Genomic DNA, 14,603 nt, shown 5'->3' with positions numbered 1-14,603 from the left:
CCCCCTCCCCCACGCGTCACATGGGGGAGGGTTCGTGGTGTTGCTCAGGCCGCCTCGACGATGCGGGGGAAGATGCCCTGCGGCTCCGGCAGCGGCGTACCGGGGACGAGGCGGCCGGCAGGCCCCAGGTGGGCAAAGCTGCGGGCCTCCGGCGGCACGCCCAGCTGGTCCAGCATGCGGCCACAGGCGCCGGGCATGACGGGCTGGACCAGGATGGCCAGTTGCCGGATCGCTTCCGCCGTCACCCACAGCACGGTCGCCATCCGCGCAAGGTCCGTCTTGCGCAGGCTCCAGGGCGCTTCGCTCGCGATATAGGAATTGGCCAGGCCGATCCCTTCCCACAGCGTCACCAGGGACTGGTAGATCTCCTGCGCCTCCATCTGCTCGCGCACGGTGTCCAGCAGGCCGTCGATTCGCGCCAGGAGGTCCTCATCCTGCCGCGCCAATTCGCCAGGGCGGGGCACCAGGCCGTCGCAGTTCTTGGCGATCTGGCTCAGCGTGCGCTGCGCCAGGTTGCCGAAATCGTTGGCCAGGTCGCCATTCACGCGCTGCAGCATCGCCTTGTGCGAGAAGTCGGCGTCCTGGCCGAACGGCACTTCCCGCATCAGGAAATAGCGCGTCTGGTCCAGGCCGTAGCGCTGCACCAGGTCGCCCGGCACGATCGCATTGCCCAGTGACTTCGAGATCTTCTGCCCTTCGTTCGTCCACCAGCCATGGGCAAAGACGCGCGATGGCGCCGGCAGGCCCGCCGCAAGCAGGAAGGCCGGCCAATAGACGGCGTGGAAGCGCAGAATGTCCTTGCCCACCATATGGACATCGGCCGGCCACCAGGTGCGCCATGCCTCGGACTCGGTATCGGGGAAGCCGGCCGCGGTGATGTAGTTGGTCAGGGCGTCGATCCAGACCCACATCACATGGGCCTCGTCCCCCGGCACCGGGATGCCCCAGCTGAACGTGGTGCGCGAGATCGACACGTCGCGCAGGCCGCCGCGGACAAAGCTCAGCACCTCGTTGCGGCGCGATGTCGGCAGGATGAAGTCGGGATTGTCCTCGTAGAAGGCCAGCAGCCGTTCGCCCCAGGCCGACAGGCGGAAGAAATAGCTGGGCTCCTCCACCCACTCGACCGGCGCGCCGGTGGGCGCCAGCTTGCCGCCCTGCCCGTCGTCGCTCAGCTCGTCCTCGGCCCAATAGGCCTCGTCACGGACGGAATACCAGCCGCGATAGGCGTCCAGATAGATGTCGCCCGACGCGACCAGGCGCTGCCACAAGGCCTGGCTTGCCTTGATATGGCGTGGCTCCGTCGTGCGGATGAAGTCGTCGATCGAGAAATCCCACGCCGCGGCCAGGTCGCGGAACGACTGCGAGACCCGGTCGCAGAACTCCTGCGGCGCGATGCCCAGCTTCTCGGCCGACTTTGCCACCTTCTGCCCATGCTCGTCCGTGCCGGTCAGGAAGCGGACGGGCCGGCCATCCAGGCGGTGGAAGCGGGCCAGCACGTCGCAGGCAAGCGTCGTGTAGGCGTGCCCGATATGGGGCACGTCGTTGACGTAGTAGATGGGCGTCGTCACATAGAACGCCCGCCGCTTCTGGGTTGCCCCGGCCATGCTTGCCTCGGCTTGTCAGGTGGGATCGCCGCGGGCCGCCTTCTCGATCCCGGCAAAGGCCTGGACCAGCATCTGGCGGCGGTCGAGGTTCAGCGCCTCGCCCCGGGCGAACAAGTTGCCTGACTTTTCCCATACCTCAACCCAGCGTTCAAGGCGCTGGCCCATGTCCAGCGACGCGATCAGCGCCGCCTCCCCGGCCACGATCTCAAGGGGTGGCTCGGCCGCGGCAGTCGAGCGGATCGCCCGGGCCAGCCATTCGGTCAGCAACTGCGTCAGCAGGACGAAGGTGGCGGCCCCCTCGCCCCCGGCGCCGACCCGGTCGGCAAAGGCGTGGACGCGGGTGATGTCCAGCCGGCGCTGCCCCTCGCCCAGCGGCTTCAGCACCTCGACAAGGCTGCGATAGAGGTCGAGGCCACCCTGCGCGGCCAGCGCCAGGGCCTGGCCCGGCCGCCCCTCGGCCAGCAGCGCCAGCGCCCGCAGGTCCTCCGCCTTCAGGTCCGGGCGCCAGCGACCCACGACGCCGGCCATCGCCGCCGGCTCCAGGGGCCGCAGCGTCAGCATGCGGCAGCGCGAGCGGATCGTCGGGAGTAACCGACCGGGAGCATGAGAAATCAGAAGGATCAATACCTTGGGCGGTGGCTCCTCCAGTATCTTCAGAACCGCATTGGCGGCGTTGGCGTTCATCTCGTCGGCCGGGTCGACGATCGCCACGCGCCAGCCACCCTCCGCCGCCTTCAGCGTGAACAGGTGCTTCAGGTCGCGGATCTGCTCCACCGCGATCACCTTGCGCAGGCGCCCGGTGCGGCGGTCGATCTCACGCTCGGCGGCAAAGACGTCCGCATGGCCACCGGCAACGATGCGGCGGAACACCGGATGCTCCGGGTCCACGTGCAATCCGGGACCCGTCGTGGCGCCGGCCAGGACGAAGCGCGCCAGGCGCCATGCCAGCGTCGCCTTGCCGATGCCGGGGGGGCCTGCCAGAAGCCAGGCGTGAGGCATGCGGCCCGAGCGGAAGGTCTCGGCCAGTTCCTGCTCGGCCGCGTCATGGCCCACGAGGTCGACGGTTCGACGCGGGTGGGCCGGGTCGTCCTCGTCCTCGATCTCAGGCTTGCGCGCCATGAGCCTGGTCCGTCAGGCCTTCAGGCTCAGGGCAAAGCGCCTCGCCGTCTCCGCCGCAATCGCGGCGGCCAGGGTTTCGACCGGGGCGGCCGCGTCCAGGACAACGCAGCGCTCAGGCTCGCGCTCCGCGATCCGCCGGAAGGCCCGGCGCAGGGTCTCGTGAAAGGCCAGTCCCATGCGCTCGTACCGGTCCTCGGCATGGGTCCGGCCGCTGGCGCGGCGCAGACCCTCCGCCGGGTCCAGGTCCAGGACAAAGGTCAGGTCCGGCGCCAGGTCGCCGATCGCCCAGCGCTGCAGTTCATCCACCGTCTCAAGTCCCACGCCCTCCACCACGCCCTGGTAGGCGCGGGTGGAATCGGCAAAGCGGTCGCACACGACCCAATGGCCATCGGCCAAGGCGGGCAGGATCTGGCGCTCGACATGCTCGACTCGGGCCGCCGTGTGCAGCAATGCCTCCGTCCGTGGCAGCCAGCGGTCGGTGGCGCCTTCGACGAGCAGGGCGCGGATGTCGGGCGACAGCGGCTCGCGGGTCTCGACGACGGGAAGGCCAACAGCGCCCAGGGCCAGCGCCAGTCGGCGCGCCTGGGTCGACTTGCCGGCGCCCTCCCCGCCCTCGAACGTGATGAAGCGTCCGCGCGTTGGCTGCTGCCCCGTCCCGCTCAAGAGGCCGCGCCGAACAACAGGTAGCCGATGGCGGCGAACACCCGGCCGAACGGACCGGTGCGCGGAACCTCGACCGCCGCGTGCAGCGGGATCGCCATCGGCGGCATGTCGGGGGCCGTGATCTCCAGCTTGGCGATCTCCTGGCCCTTGGCGATCGGTGCTTCCACCGGCCCGTCATAGACGATCCGCGCGACCATGCCGGGACGCGACGTGCGCCGCAGGGTCACGCGCAGGTCGCCGTCCGCCACCAGCGGTACCGTATCCTCCGTCCCCAGCCAGACCTTGGCCGTGCCGACCGGCTTGCCCGCGGAGGCCAGGCGATACATCTCGAATTCGCGATAGCCCCATTCCAGGACGCGCTCGGATTCCGAGCGGCGCTGCGCCTGGGAATTCAGGCCGTTCATGACCAGGATCAGCCGCCGGTCGCCGCGCTTCACCGATGCGACCAGGCCATAGCCCGCGGCCTCCGTGTGGCCGGTCTTCAGGCCGTCGGCACCGTCGACCCGGCCCAGCGTGGGGTTGCGGTTCTCCTGCGTGATGCCATGCCAGGTGAAGCTGCGCTCGCTGTAGATCGGGTAGTACTGGGGGAAGTCGTGGATGATGTGCCGCGCCAGGGTCGCCAGGTCGCGGGTCGTCATCAGGTGCTGCGGGTCGGGCCAGCCCGTGGCGTTGCGGAAGGTGCTGGCGGTCAGGCCGATTTCCCGCGCCTTGGCCGTCATCTGCTCGGCAAAGGCTTCCTCGCTTGACGCCAGGCCCTCCGCCACCACGACGCAGGCATCGTTGCCGGACTGGATGATGATGCCGCGCAGCAGGTCGCTGATGGCGATCTGGCTGCCCAGTTCCACGAACATCTTCGACCCGCCCATGCGCCAGGCGCGCTCGCTGACGCTGAACTTGTCCTCGGGCTTCAAGGTCCCCTGGGCCAGCCGGTCGAACACCATGTAGGCGGTCATCAGCTTGCTCATGGAGGACGGCGGCATCAGCGTGTCGGCCTCCTTCTCCAGGAGGATGGTGCCCGTCGTATCGTCGATCAGCAGCAGGTGCCGGGCCGGCGTCTCGAACGCATCGGCCCGCGCCTCCCGAATTGTCGCGGGCGCGGCGAGCAGCACCAGGGCCATGGCCGCGCGGGCCAGGAATTCACGTCTTGGCAAGTTCAGTCGCATGGGGCGGCCTCCCGCATAAGCCGGACCGGGCGGGACGCGCGCACCGGCCCTGGATGACATCACGGATACTGGACGAAAGGCCGACGCTGGCCGTGCCTACCCGTCAATCGACGACGATGCGGGCGGTCGTCTGGCCCTGGGCGATCACCCGCGCCAGTGCCGCGTCGGCATCGGCCACGGTCGCCATGGGCCCGATTCGCACCCGGTAGTAATTGTCGCCCTCGATCGCCGCCTGTGTCACCAGCGTCGGGCCGATCGGCGCCAGCTGTGCCTTCAACCGGTTGGCATTGGCGACGCTGGTAAAGGCCCCGGCCTGGACATAGATCCGCGTCGCCCGGACCGGCAGGGTCAGGATGCGCGCGGGCTCCGGCGGTGGCGCTGCCGAGATCGGCGGGCGCTCGACCGGCGGCGGGCGCAGCGTGGCGGGCCGCTGCGGTACCGGGCGCTGCGCCGCCGGCCGACCGGCCTGGCCCGGCGGTGGTGCCAGGGGTGCGGCGGTGATGGCGCCGACCGGGGCGGTCGCGATCACGGTGCGCTCCTCGGGCGCGATTTCCGGCTGCGGCACCTCGATCCCGCCCGGCACGTCGGCCGGGGCCATGACCTGGACGCGGACGCGGGCCGTGCCCTGCTGTTCAAAGCCCAGCAACTGGGCCGCCCGGCGAGAGACGTCGATGATGCGGCCGACGACGAAGGGCCCGCGGTCATTCACCCGCAGGTTCAGCGTCCGGCCGTTCTCCAGGTTCGTCACCCGCACCGTGCTGGGCATGGGGAGCGTCTTGTGCGCGGCGGTCAGCGTGAATTGATCGTACAGCTCGCCATTGGCGGTCAGCTTGTTGTGGAATTCGTCCCCGTACCACGAGGCGATGCCCGTCTCGTCGTACTTCCAGTCGACCCGCGGATAGTACCAGACCCCTGCCACCTGATAGGGCTTGCCGACCTTGTAGCTGGGATTGGCGACCGGGGCAGGCTCCGCCGCCTGCCGGGGCGGCGGCGCCGGCGGCTCCGGCGTGCTCGCACACGCAGCAAGGCCGGCCGCCAGCAGCACCGCGCCGAGGCGTGTCCACGCGCCGCGTGCCCACATCCCCTTGAGTCCTTCCCCTCGGCTCATCGCAGATCTGGGAGCCTAGACGCTGCCTACGGCATCGGCAAGCGTACCCACCGCGAGTGCGAAATAGGTCGAGCGGTTCCACAGCATCGTGGTGCGGAAATTGTCATAGACCAGGTAGTGCGGCCCCGTGGGACCGGACGGCGTGACCAGCGAGGCGCTGAGCGGCGCCAGGGGCAGAGGCTCCCCCGTCTCGCGCGTGACGCCCAGCGACTGCCATTCCTCCAGGCTGCGGCGCGTGTCCAGGCCGGACTGCGTGCGCGCCAGGGCCGCCGGGGCCATGACTTGCCGGCCCCAGGTCTGGTCGCCCTTCCAGCCGGATGAGCCCAGGTAGTTGGCGATCGAGGCAAAGACGTCGACCCGCGTCTTCCAGATGTCGCGATGGCCGTCGCCGTTCCAGTCATAGGCGAACTTGTGGAAGCTGGACGGCATGAACTGGCACTGGCCCATGGCGCCGGCCCACGACCCCGTCAGTTCGGTGGCGGAGAAGCCTTCCTCCTGCAGGATGCGCAGCGCCGCGAACAGCTCGCCCCGGAAGAAATCGGCGCGCCGTCCCTCCCAGGCCAGCGTGGCCAGCGAACTGATGATCTCGAACCCGCCGGTATTGCGGCCGAAATCCGTCTCCAGGCCCCAGAGCGCGATGATGAACCGGGGCTGCACGCCAAAGCGCTGGCCGATCTGGTTCAGGACGCCCGCGTTCTCCTCCAGGTGCGCGCGCCCGCGGTTGATTCGCGCCTGGCTGATCGCGTTCGAGCGGTACTTCTCCCAGGTGATCGTGCGCTCCGGCTGGCGCCGGTCCAGTTCGATCACGCGCTGGATCGGCTGGATGTTGCCCAGCGCCTCCTCGACCAGGCTGGCGCTGAAGCCCTTGCCCAGCGCTTCCTGGCGCACGTCTTCCAGCCAGGTGTCGAAGTCCGGCAATTCCGACAGCGGGCGATAGCCCGGCTTTTCCGGTGCGGCAGGACTGGGTGCGGGGCGGGGCTGCGGGGGTGCCGCCGCCAGCGTCGCGGTCGCCCCGGGGCGGGCCGGTGGCACCGCCTGGGGGGCTGCCGCCAGCGTGTTGCTGGGCGAGGCGCCGGTCTGGCTTGCCGTGGCGCAACCGGCCAGTCCGCTGGCCAGGAGCAGGGTCGTGAAGGCGCGCCGGTTCAGGCGGCTGTCAGGGGACGCAACCATGGCCTCTGTGTGCCATGGCGCCTGCCGCAGTGCAACGCGACGCACGTCCCGGCCGGCCGCCTGAGTCGCCATGGCGCAGGCATCGGGCTGCCGCTGCAGCCAATGGTCGACACGACGCGCGCGGATCATCGTCACCAGCCGTTAACGGCTCCGAGTCCAGGGTGCGTTTCGATACGCCGGTCCCGCGACCGGCCAGGACGCCTTCAGGATGGGACGATGACCATGTCGCTTGTTCACTGGTTCAACAGCCGGGGATCGCTTGGCACCAAGATCGTGCTGGCGGTGATCGCGGCGCTGGTCGTGGGCCTGGGCCTGGCCACCTTCCTGATCTCGAACCGAAGCGCCGCCACCACCCGCGACCTGTCGCTTGAGGCCGGTCGCCAGCTTGCCTCCGACACGGCCAGCGACGTGCAGCGCGACCTGGACGTCGCCATGCGCGTGACCGAGACGCTGCGCGACGTCTTCGTCTCGATGCACCGTCAGGACCTGCGCGACCGCATGGCCTATCTCAAGATCATCGAGGATGCGGTGGCTGCCAACCCGCAATACCTGGCGATCTGGACGGCGTGGGAGCCCAACGCCCTGGACGGCCGCGACCTGTCCAACGTCAATGGCGACGGCAAGGGCCTGTTCCCCGGGGCCAAGGTGCACGACCGCACCGGCCGCTTCGTGCCCTATGTCTTCCACACGCCCAATGGCCAGGACAGCGCGCCCCTGGTCGACTACGACAAGCCCGGCGCCGGCGACTACTACATCCTGGCCCAGCGTTCGGGAAAGCAGCAGATCATCGAGCCCTATGCCTATGTCGTGGGCGACCAGACCCTGGTCATCACCAGCCTGGTCACGCCCATCATCATCGACGGCAAGGTGCTGGGTGTGGTCGGCCTCGACCTCGACCTCGCGGCGATCCAGGCGCACCTGGCGACCATCCGGCCCTATGACACGGGGTCAGTCTCGCTGATCTCCACCGCCGGCAACTGGGCCGCGACCGCCGACCCCGCCCAGGCGATGAAGTCGATCGATGCCCAGGACAGTGCCCTGACCCTGGCCAAGCCGCGCGTGGCGCTGGGCGAGCGCTTCGAGATGGATGGCGCCGATCCCGTGCTGGATGCCGACGTTCTGCGCCTGTTCGAGCCGGTGCGCGTCGGCACCACGGAGACCCCGTGGACCGTGCTCGTCACCCTGCCGGAGGATCGCATCCTGGCCCCGGCGCGCGCCGTCACCTGGTTCACGCTGGGCGCATCGGCGGTGCTGGTGCTGCTGCTCTCGGTCATCGTGTCGCTGCTGGCGCGAGCCCTGATCACACGGCCGCTGCAGGGGCTGACGGCCTCGATCGACGAACTGGCACGCGACAATACCGGCGTCGCCGTCCCCGCCACCGACCGCTCGGACGAACTGGGCGTGATGGCGCGCGCCATCAACGTCTTCCGCGAGAAGCTGATCGAGATAGCGCGGCTGCGCGAGAAGCAGGCCGAGGCTGAGGAGGCGGCGCAGGCCAAGCTCCTGGAAGTGGCCGAGCTGAAGCGCCAGCAGGCGGAGGCCGACGTCGCGGCCCAGGCCGAGGCCAAGGAGACGCAGCAGCGCATGCTGCGCGACCTGGCGGACACGTTCGAGGCTTCGGTCAACGGCATCGTGCGCGCCGTCTCCGACTCGGCCGGCCAGTTGCAGGGCAATGCCCAGTCGATGAGCGGCGTGGCCGAGGAAGGCACGCGGCAGGCAGGCGTCGTGGCCGCCGCCGCGACCCAGGCCTCGGCCAATGTCGCGGCCGTCGCCGCGGCGACGGAGGAACTGTCCGTCTCCATCGGCGAGATCACCGGCCAGGTCACGGCAAGCGCAACCTCCACCCGCGAGGCGGCGGAAGACGCGGCGCGGACCGAGGAAACGATCGCGGCCCTGGACGAGGCCGCACGCAAGATCGGCGGCATCGTCCAGCTGATCAACGACATTGCCAGCCGGACGAATCTGCTGGCCCTCAACGCCACGATCGAGGCGGCGCGCGCGGGCGAGGCGGGCAAGGGCTTCGCCGTCGTCGCGTCCGAGGTGAAGCAGCTGGCGACCCAGACCGCCCGCGCCACGGACGAGATCGTGGGCCAGATCGATTCGATGCAGGCCATCACTCGGACCGCGGTCGACGCCATCGGCACGATCCGCAGCAAGATGGACCGCATCAACGAGATCTCGGGCGCCATCGCCGCAGCAGTCGAGCAGCAGTCGGCGGCGACGCGGGAAATCTCCAACAATGCCCAGGCCGCGGCCCAGGGGACCGACGAGGTGAATCGCAACATCGCCGGCGTCTCGAATGCGGCGAGCGATGCCAGCGGGGCCTCGGGTCAGGTCCTCGGCGCCGCCAGCCGCCTCTCGGGCGAGGCGGAGCGCCTGCGTCAGGAGGTCGACACCTTCATCGCCCGCGTCCGCGCCAGTTGAGGCGCGGCCGGGTCAGCGCCCGGTGACCGTGGCCAGGCCGGAGCCGCGCGGATCGCTGGCCGCCAGGCAGCCGCGCGGATCGTCATAGAGGCCGTCCGCGCAGAACACCATCAGGACACGGCCCAAGGCGTCGGCCTCGCGCACCTTGCGGCCCGATCCGCGCAGGGCCGCCTGGGCCTCCGCCGGCAGGGTCGCCTCGAACAGGATGCCGTCGTCGTCATTGCCGTCATAGACGCGGGCCGCGTTCAGCACCGCCGCCAGGTCCTCCGGCACCGGCTCCCGGAACAGGGGCGCCGCGGTCTGCGCCAGGGCGACCGGCGCCTCCGCCCCACCGGTGGAGGCAGCCGCCAGGAAGACGTTCTGGTCCACCCCGGGCGACACCACGATGGCCGGCACGGCCAGGCGCGCGCCGGCCGCGAATTCCGGCGCCGCGGCCAGCACGATTCCGGTGCCGGTGACGGTCTGGGCGGTGCCGAAAGGCCGGTTCATGGTGAACGTGCAGGCGACCGCGTTGCCACGGTCGTCGACCACGACCAGGCCGGTGGCGCTGGGATCCTTGGCCGTCTCGCCCGTGCTGCCCGCGGCCGCGAAGGCCTGGCGCGAGGCATCCGCCAGGGCCTGGGGCGCTGCACCCTGGGCCACCTGGGGCCACAACTGGGCCAGCATCGCGCCGCCCTGCCCCGGCGGCGTCAGCAGCACCGCAGGCCCCAGGGCCGTCTCGCCCAGCGTCGTCCGCTCGGGCCCGCCGACCTGGACCTGGACGTTGCGCAGGTCGTTCTCGCTCACGGTGCCGCCCAGGCGCGCGATCGTCGGCGCCATCTCCCGCGCCAGCGTGCCCTGGTAGAGTTCGCCCGCGCCGCGGTTCTTGATGGTGGCAAGGACAGAGGCAAGCTGCGCCTGCCGCAGGACCTGCCCCTCCTCCACCGTCATGCCGTCGCCCCGGCCGAATGTCGCCGCCATGCCGGGATCGACCATCAGCAGTTCGCGTCCCCGCATCATCGGCCCCGCCAGTGCGCGCGAGACGGGAAATCCGTTGCGCGCCAGGTCTTCCGCCGGCTGAACCAGGCGGGCCCAGTCCGTGCGGCCCTGCTCGGCGTGCAGGCGGGCCAGGCCGCGGGCCATGGTGGGCACCGCGATCGTCCCCCCGCCGGAGGCCGCCTGGGGCGCGAAGTCATAGGCCAGTGCCTGGTTCGTACCCTTGGCATAGGTCAGGCAGCGCCCACCGCCGCCCAGGCTCGCGGCGACCGGATACGTGACGCTCAGGGCAAAGGCCGTTGCAATCGCGGCATCGACGGCGGTCCCGCCGCTGGCCAGGACCTGCCGGCCGACCAGGGCAGCACTGGGCTCGTCCGCGACCAGCGCCGCGGCGCCGGTCGGCTCGCGATAGCCTGCGCGCGTCAGCGTCTGCATCGTGTCACACGCCGTGACCGTCGCCGCAGCGGTCAGCGCCACGCACGCTGTGCTAATCTTGGTCCAAAGCGGACCGAGTGCCGCAGAGTCTGGAGTAACGGCCTTGACCAGTCGCCTTGCACGCATGATCGCTGTGGGAACCTTGGTTGTCGGGTTGGTGGGGGGACCATTCAGTGCAGCGCGTGCTGCCGGGCTGTCGCTGATCCGCGACGCAGAGACCGAACACATCATCCGGGAACTTTCCAGACCCATTTTCTCGACGGCCGGCCTGGATCCGGATTTCGTCAGGATCCTGCTGGTCCGGGACAGCGACATCAACGCGTTCGTGGCCGGCGGCCAGAACATGTTCATCAACACAGGCACCCTCCTGAAGGTCAAGCGCCCGGCCCAGCTGGAGGGCGTGATCGCCCACGAAACGGGCCACATTTCGGGCGGCCACCTGGCCCGGGGCGAGGAGGAACTGCGCAACGCCTCGATCCAGCAGATCATCGCGACCGTGCTGGGCGCGGCGGCCGGCATGGCGGCCGGTGGGGGCAGCGGCGTGATGAGCGGCATCTCCGCCGGCCAGCAGTTCGCCCAGCGCAACTTCCTGACCTATCGCCGCACGCAGGAATCCGCAGCCGACCAGGCCGGCGCCAGCTTCCTGGAGCGGATCGGCGTCACGGGCGAGGGTCTGGTGGAGTTCCTGTCCGGCCTGGGCGACCAGGAGGCGCTGAGCGGCCGGTTGCAGGATCCCTATGTCCGCACCCATCCGCTCAGCCGCGACCGCGTCGCGGCGCTGCAGGAACGGGTGGAGCAGTCGCCCTACTACAAGGCCGAGGACGCCAAGTGGAAGGTCGATGCCCTGCTCCGCATGCAGGCCAAGCTCTATGCCTTCCTGGAGCAGCCGGAGCGCGCCCTGGCTCGCTTCCCGGACAGCGACAGCTCGGTCCCCGCGCGCTATGGCCGCGCCGTCGCCTATTACCGCGTGCCGGACCTGGTGCGCGCCACGGCGGAGGTCGACAGCCTGCTCCGCGATTTCCCGACGGATCCCTATTTCTGGGAGCTGAAGGGCCAGATGCTCTACGAGAACGGCCGCATCGCCGAGTCGATCGAGCCGCACCGCCGTTCGGTGGAACTGGCGCCGAACGAGCCGCTGCTGACCGTCAACCTGGCCATGTCGCTGGCCGCGACCGGCGACCCTGCGGCACTGGACGAGGCGATCCGTATCCTGACCGCCGCCAACCGCCTGGATCCGACGAACCCCTCCGCCTGGTACACGCTGTCGAGCGCCTATGGCCAGAAGAACGAGATCGGCCTGGCTGCCTGGGCGGCGGCGGAACGCTATGTCCTGACCGGGGACCTGCGCGGTGCCCGCATCCAGGCGCTGCGGGCGCAGCAGCTGCTGCCCGTCGGCTCGCCCGGCTCGCTGCGCGCCGAGGACATCCTGGCCTTTGCCGAGCGGCGCGATGAGCGTTGAACCCGCGTTCCTGTGACGCCCGGCGCGTTGACCCGACGCCTGCCGTGGCGCATGTCCTGCCCAAACCGAAGCGGATGGTGCCGCCTGCGCACCCATCCGAAGCCTGAGGAAACCTGATGCGTATCGTCGTCCTTCTGCTGGCGCTTTTCGCGTTCAGCACGCCGGTCCTGGCCGAGCCCCAGTTCAACGAGGCCCAACGCAAGGAGATCGGGGAGCTTGTCCGGGGCTACCTGCTCGAGCATCCGGAGGTGCTGGAGGAGGCGATCAACATTCTGCAGACCCGCCGCGAACAGCAGCAGGCAGACCAGGCCAAGGGTGCCATCGTCGCCAACCGCGCCGCCCTGACCCGCGACGCCAATGCGCCCGTCGCCGGCAATCCGGACGGCGACATCACCATCGTGGAGTTCTTCGACTTCCGGTGCGGCTATTGCCGGTCGTCGCACCCCACCATCCAGCAGCTGCTGAAGGAAGACCCCAGGATCCGCCTGGTCTATCGCGACTTCCCCATCCTGGGACCTGAGTCGGAACTCGCCTCGCGCGCGGCCGTCGCCTCGATCCGCCAGGGCAAGTACGCCGTCTTCCACGACGCGCTGATGGAGGCACCGCCACAGATGACGCTGGAATCGATCCTGGCGGTGGCGGCAAAGGTCGGCCTGGACGTCGACCGTCTGAAGGCCGACATGGTCGACCCGCGGACCGAGAAGATCATCAACGACACCGCCGAACTGGCGGCCAAGGTCGGCATCCGCGCGACCCCCAGCTTCGTCGTCGGCGACACGCTGATCCCCGGCGCCATCGAGTTGAAGGACCTCAAGGAGGTCATCGCCCACGCCCGCGCCTCATGCACGGACCAGGCGGTCTGCTGACGATCCAGGCGCGTCAAGGGGGGCAGACGCGCTAAGGCGGCGAGGCGCCGTGATAGAGACCCCGCGCCTGCGCCTGCGCCCACTGGGGCATCGCGATGTTCACAACATCGTCGTTGCCCTGAACGACTGGTCCGTTGCGCAATGGCTTGTTCGTCCGCCCTATCCCTATTGCGAAGCCGATGCGCGTGACTTCATCAGCTGGGCTAGATCGATCGACGACGGCAGCGGCCTGGCGCTGGCGATTGCCGATCGCGCCAATGATGCGCTTCTCGGAACCGTCTCAATCGAACGTCAAGGCAGCCGGGCCGAGCTTGGCTATTGGCTGGCGTCCGATGCAGCAGGGCGCGGTTACGCAACTGAGGCTGTGGCAGCGGTGCTGCAGCGCTTCAGGAAGCGGTTCGCGCACCTGATCGTCTTTGCGACCATCGACCCAGAAAACCAGGCCTCCGCGCGTGTCCTGGTCAAGAACGGTTTCTCTGCCGTCGGCGGAGACCGGCTTGCCAAACCCCGCAAGCGGGGCACAAGCGATGTCTTGCTGCTCGAGCTGGCCCCCGGCGACGAAGCGGCCAGCCTCTAGATCAGCCCGGCGAGGGGCGAGGACGGGTCGGCGTAGAGCTTCTTCTTCATGCGGCCGGCGCGATAGGCCAGGCGCCCGGCCTCGACCGCCGCCTTCATGGCGCGCGCCATCAGGATGGGGTCGCGCGCCTCGGCAATCGCCGTGTTCATCAGGACACCGTCGCAGCCCAGCTCCATGGCGACTGCGGCGTCAGACGCGGTGCCCACGCCGGCATCGACGATCACCGGCACCTTCGACTGCTCGATGATGAGGCGGATGCCGACCGGGTTCTGGATGCCAAGGCCAGAGCCGATGGGGGCCGCCAGCGGCATGATCGCGGCACAGCCCATGTCCTCCAGCGTCTTGGCCATGATGGGATCGTCGCTGCAATAGACCATGACCTGGAAGCCGTCCTTCAGCAGCGCTTCCGCCGCCTTCAGCGTCTCGGTCATGTGGGGATAGAGCGTCTTCTGATCGCCCAGGACCTCAAGCTTCACCAGGTCCCAGCCGCCCGCCTCGCGCGCCAGGCGCAGGGTCCGCACCGCATCCTCGGCCGTGTAGCAGCCTGCCGTGTTGGGCAGGTAGGTGATGGCCTTCGGGTCCAGGAAGTCCTGCAGCATGGGCTCGCCCCGCTTGGCGACGTTCACGCGGCGCACGGCAACCGTCACCATGTCGGCGCCAGAGGCGCGGATGGCGTCGCGCGTCTCGGCAAAGTCCTTGTACTTGCCCGTGCCGACGATCAGGCGCGAGCGCAGGCGCCGTCCCGCCACGACCAGCGCGTCGTCGCCCGCAGCCTCCGCATGGTCGCCGCCGCCGATGAAATGCACGATCTCCAGCCGGTCGCCGTCGGCAAGCGGGGTCACTGCCCATTGCGAGCGCGGCACGACTTCCAGGTTGCGCTCGATCGCAACCTTGGCCGGGTCGAGGTCCAGGTGGGCGATGAGTCCGGCCACGCTGAGCGGGCCGGGAAGCCGGTGCGCCTCGCCATTGATGGCCAGGCTGAGCACGGGGGCGGCGGCTTCGGTGATCGACACGGGCGTTGCTCCGGTAGCGTCCTTGCG

General features: G+C 69.7%; 12 protein-coding genes. 4 read left to right on the top strand and 8 right to left on the bottom strand.

Annotated features, from left to right (window positions below):
• Positions 1-44: 44 nt before the first annotated feature.
• The 6 genes from metG to ACI6GS_RS16055 form a co-directional block, all read right to left on the bottom strand.
• Positions 45-1,604, bottom strand: coding sequence for a methionine--tRNA ligase (gene metG / locus ACI6GS_RS16080; protein ID WP_439814463.1), 1,560 nt, complete (start codon positions 1,602-1,604; stop codon positions 45-47).
• A gap of 15 nt (positions 1,605-1,619) precedes the next feature.
• Positions 1,620-2,723 carry a DNA polymerase III subunit delta' gene (locus tag ACI6GS_RS16075; protein WP_439814462.1) on the bottom strand — a complete coding sequence of 368 codons (1,104 nt, stop codon included), beginning with the start codon at positions 2,721-2,723 and terminating at the stop codon, positions 1,620-1,622.
• 12 nt (positions 2,724-2,735) lie between these two features.
• Entirely contained in the window at positions 2,736-3,386 is a 651-nt protein-coding gene (gene tmk / locus ACI6GS_RS16070) for a dTMP kinase (protein WP_439814461.1), read from the bottom strand.
• Positions 3,383-4,537, bottom strand: coding sequence for a D-alanyl-D-alanine carboxypeptidase family protein (locus tag ACI6GS_RS16065; RefSeq protein ID WP_439814460.1), 1,155 nt, complete (start codon positions 4,535-4,537; stop codon positions 3,383-3,385). The genes tmk and ACI6GS_RS16065 overlap by 4 nt, the downstream gene beginning before the upstream one ends.
• Positions 4,538-4,652: 115 nt before the next feature.
• A complete protein-coding gene (locus tag ACI6GS_RS16060) occupies positions 4,653-5,630 on the bottom strand; it encodes a septal ring lytic transglycosylase RlpA family protein (RefSeq protein WP_439814459.1) in 978 nt (325 codons plus the stop codon).
• 42 nt (positions 5,631-5,672) lie between these two features.
• The gene (locus ACI6GS_RS16055; protein WP_439814458.1) at positions 5,673-6,827 is read right to left on the bottom strand and encodes a lytic murein transglycosylase; all 1,155 of its coding nucleotides are present in this window, start codon (positions 6,825-6,827) and stop codon (positions 5,673-5,675) included.
• Positions 6,828-7,043: 216 nt separating this feature from the next.
• On the opposite strand from ACI6GS_RS16055, the gene ACI6GS_RS16050 reads away from it, so the two are divergent.
• Positions 7,044-9,251, top strand: a complete 2,208-nt coding sequence (locus tag ACI6GS_RS16050; protein WP_439814457.1) for a methyl-accepting chemotaxis protein — start codon at positions 7,044-7,046, stop codon at positions 9,249-9,251.
• A 12-nt stretch (positions 9,252-9,263) separates the two neighbouring features.
• On the opposite strand, the gene ACI6GS_RS16045 is transcribed toward ACI6GS_RS16050, so the two are convergent.
• Positions 9,264-10,703 carry a gamma-glutamyltransferase gene (locus ACI6GS_RS16045; protein WP_439814456.1) on the bottom strand — a complete coding sequence of 480 codons (1,440 nt, stop codon included), beginning with the start codon at positions 10,701-10,703 and terminating at the stop codon, positions 9,264-9,266.
• A 115-nt stretch (positions 10,704-10,818) separates the two neighbouring features.
• Here ACI6GS_RS16045 and ACI6GS_RS16040 point away from each other — a divergent pair, with 115 nt between their 5' ends.
• The 3 genes from ACI6GS_RS16040 to ACI6GS_RS16030 all read left to right on the top strand — a co-directional run bounded on the left by ACI6GS_RS16040 (position 10,819) and on the right by ACI6GS_RS16030 (position 13,563).
• The gene (locus ACI6GS_RS16040; RefSeq protein WP_439814455.1) at positions 10,819-12,120 is read left to right on the top strand and encodes a M48 family metalloprotease; all 1,302 of its coding nucleotides are present in this window, start codon (positions 10,819-10,821) and stop codon (positions 12,118-12,120) included.
• A 116-nt stretch (positions 12,121-12,236) separates the two neighbouring features.
• Complete coding sequence (locus ACI6GS_RS16035) at positions 12,237-12,986, top strand: DsbA family protein (protein ID WP_439814454.1); 750 nt, start codon at positions 12,237-12,239, stop codon at positions 12,984-12,986.
• A 49-nt stretch (positions 12,987-13,035) separates the two neighbouring features.
• Positions 13,036-13,563 carry a GNAT family N-acetyltransferase gene (locus ACI6GS_RS16030; RefSeq protein ID WP_439814453.1) on the top strand — a complete coding sequence of 176 codons (528 nt, stop codon included), beginning with the start codon at positions 13,036-13,038 and terminating at the stop codon, positions 13,561-13,563.
• On the opposite strand, the gene thiS is transcribed toward ACI6GS_RS16030, so the two are convergent.
• Positions 13,560-14,576, bottom strand: coding sequence for a sulfur carrier protein ThiS (gene thiS, locus ACI6GS_RS16025; RefSeq protein WP_439814452.1), 1,017 nt, complete (start codon positions 14,574-14,576; stop codon positions 13,560-13,562). The two genes, ACI6GS_RS16030 and thiS, sit on opposite strands and share 4 nt — an antisense overlap.
• Positions 14,577-14,603: the final 27 nt, after the last annotated feature.

Source organism: Zavarzinia sp. CC-PAN008, from assembly GCF_051903925.1.
Taxonomy (GTDB): Bacteria; Pseudomonadota; Alphaproteobacteria; order Zavarziniales; family Zavarziniaceae.
The sequence above is the reverse complement of the archived record's forward strand: the minus strand, read 5'-3'. Positions and strand labels throughout refer to the sequence as shown.

Bases quoted from the DNA above. Each gene is read 5' to 3' on its own strand.
- metG (WP_439814463.1), bottom strand. From the start codon at position 1,604: ATGGCCGGGGCAACCCAGAAGCGGCGGGCGTTCTATGTGACGACGCCC.
- ACI6GS_RS16075 (WP_439814462.1), bottom strand. From the start codon at position 2,723: ATGGCGCGCAAGCCTGAGATCGAGGACGAGGACGACCCGGCCCACCCG.
- ACI6GS_RS16060 (WP_439814459.1), bottom strand. From the start codon at position 5,630: ATGTGGGCACGCGGCGCGTGGACACGCCTCGGCGCGGTGCTGCTGGCG.
- ACI6GS_RS16055 (WP_439814458.1), bottom strand. From the start codon at position 6,827: ATGGTTGCGTCCCCTGACAGCCGCCTGAACCGGCGCGCCTTCACGACC.
- ACI6GS_RS16050 (WP_439814457.1), top strand. From the start codon at position 7,044: ATGACCATGTCGCTTGTTCACTGGTTCAACAGCCGGGGATCGCTTGGC.
- ACI6GS_RS16035 (WP_439814454.1), top strand. From the start codon at position 12,237: ATGCGTATCGTCGTCCTTCTGCTGGCGCTTTTCGCGTTCAGCACGCCG.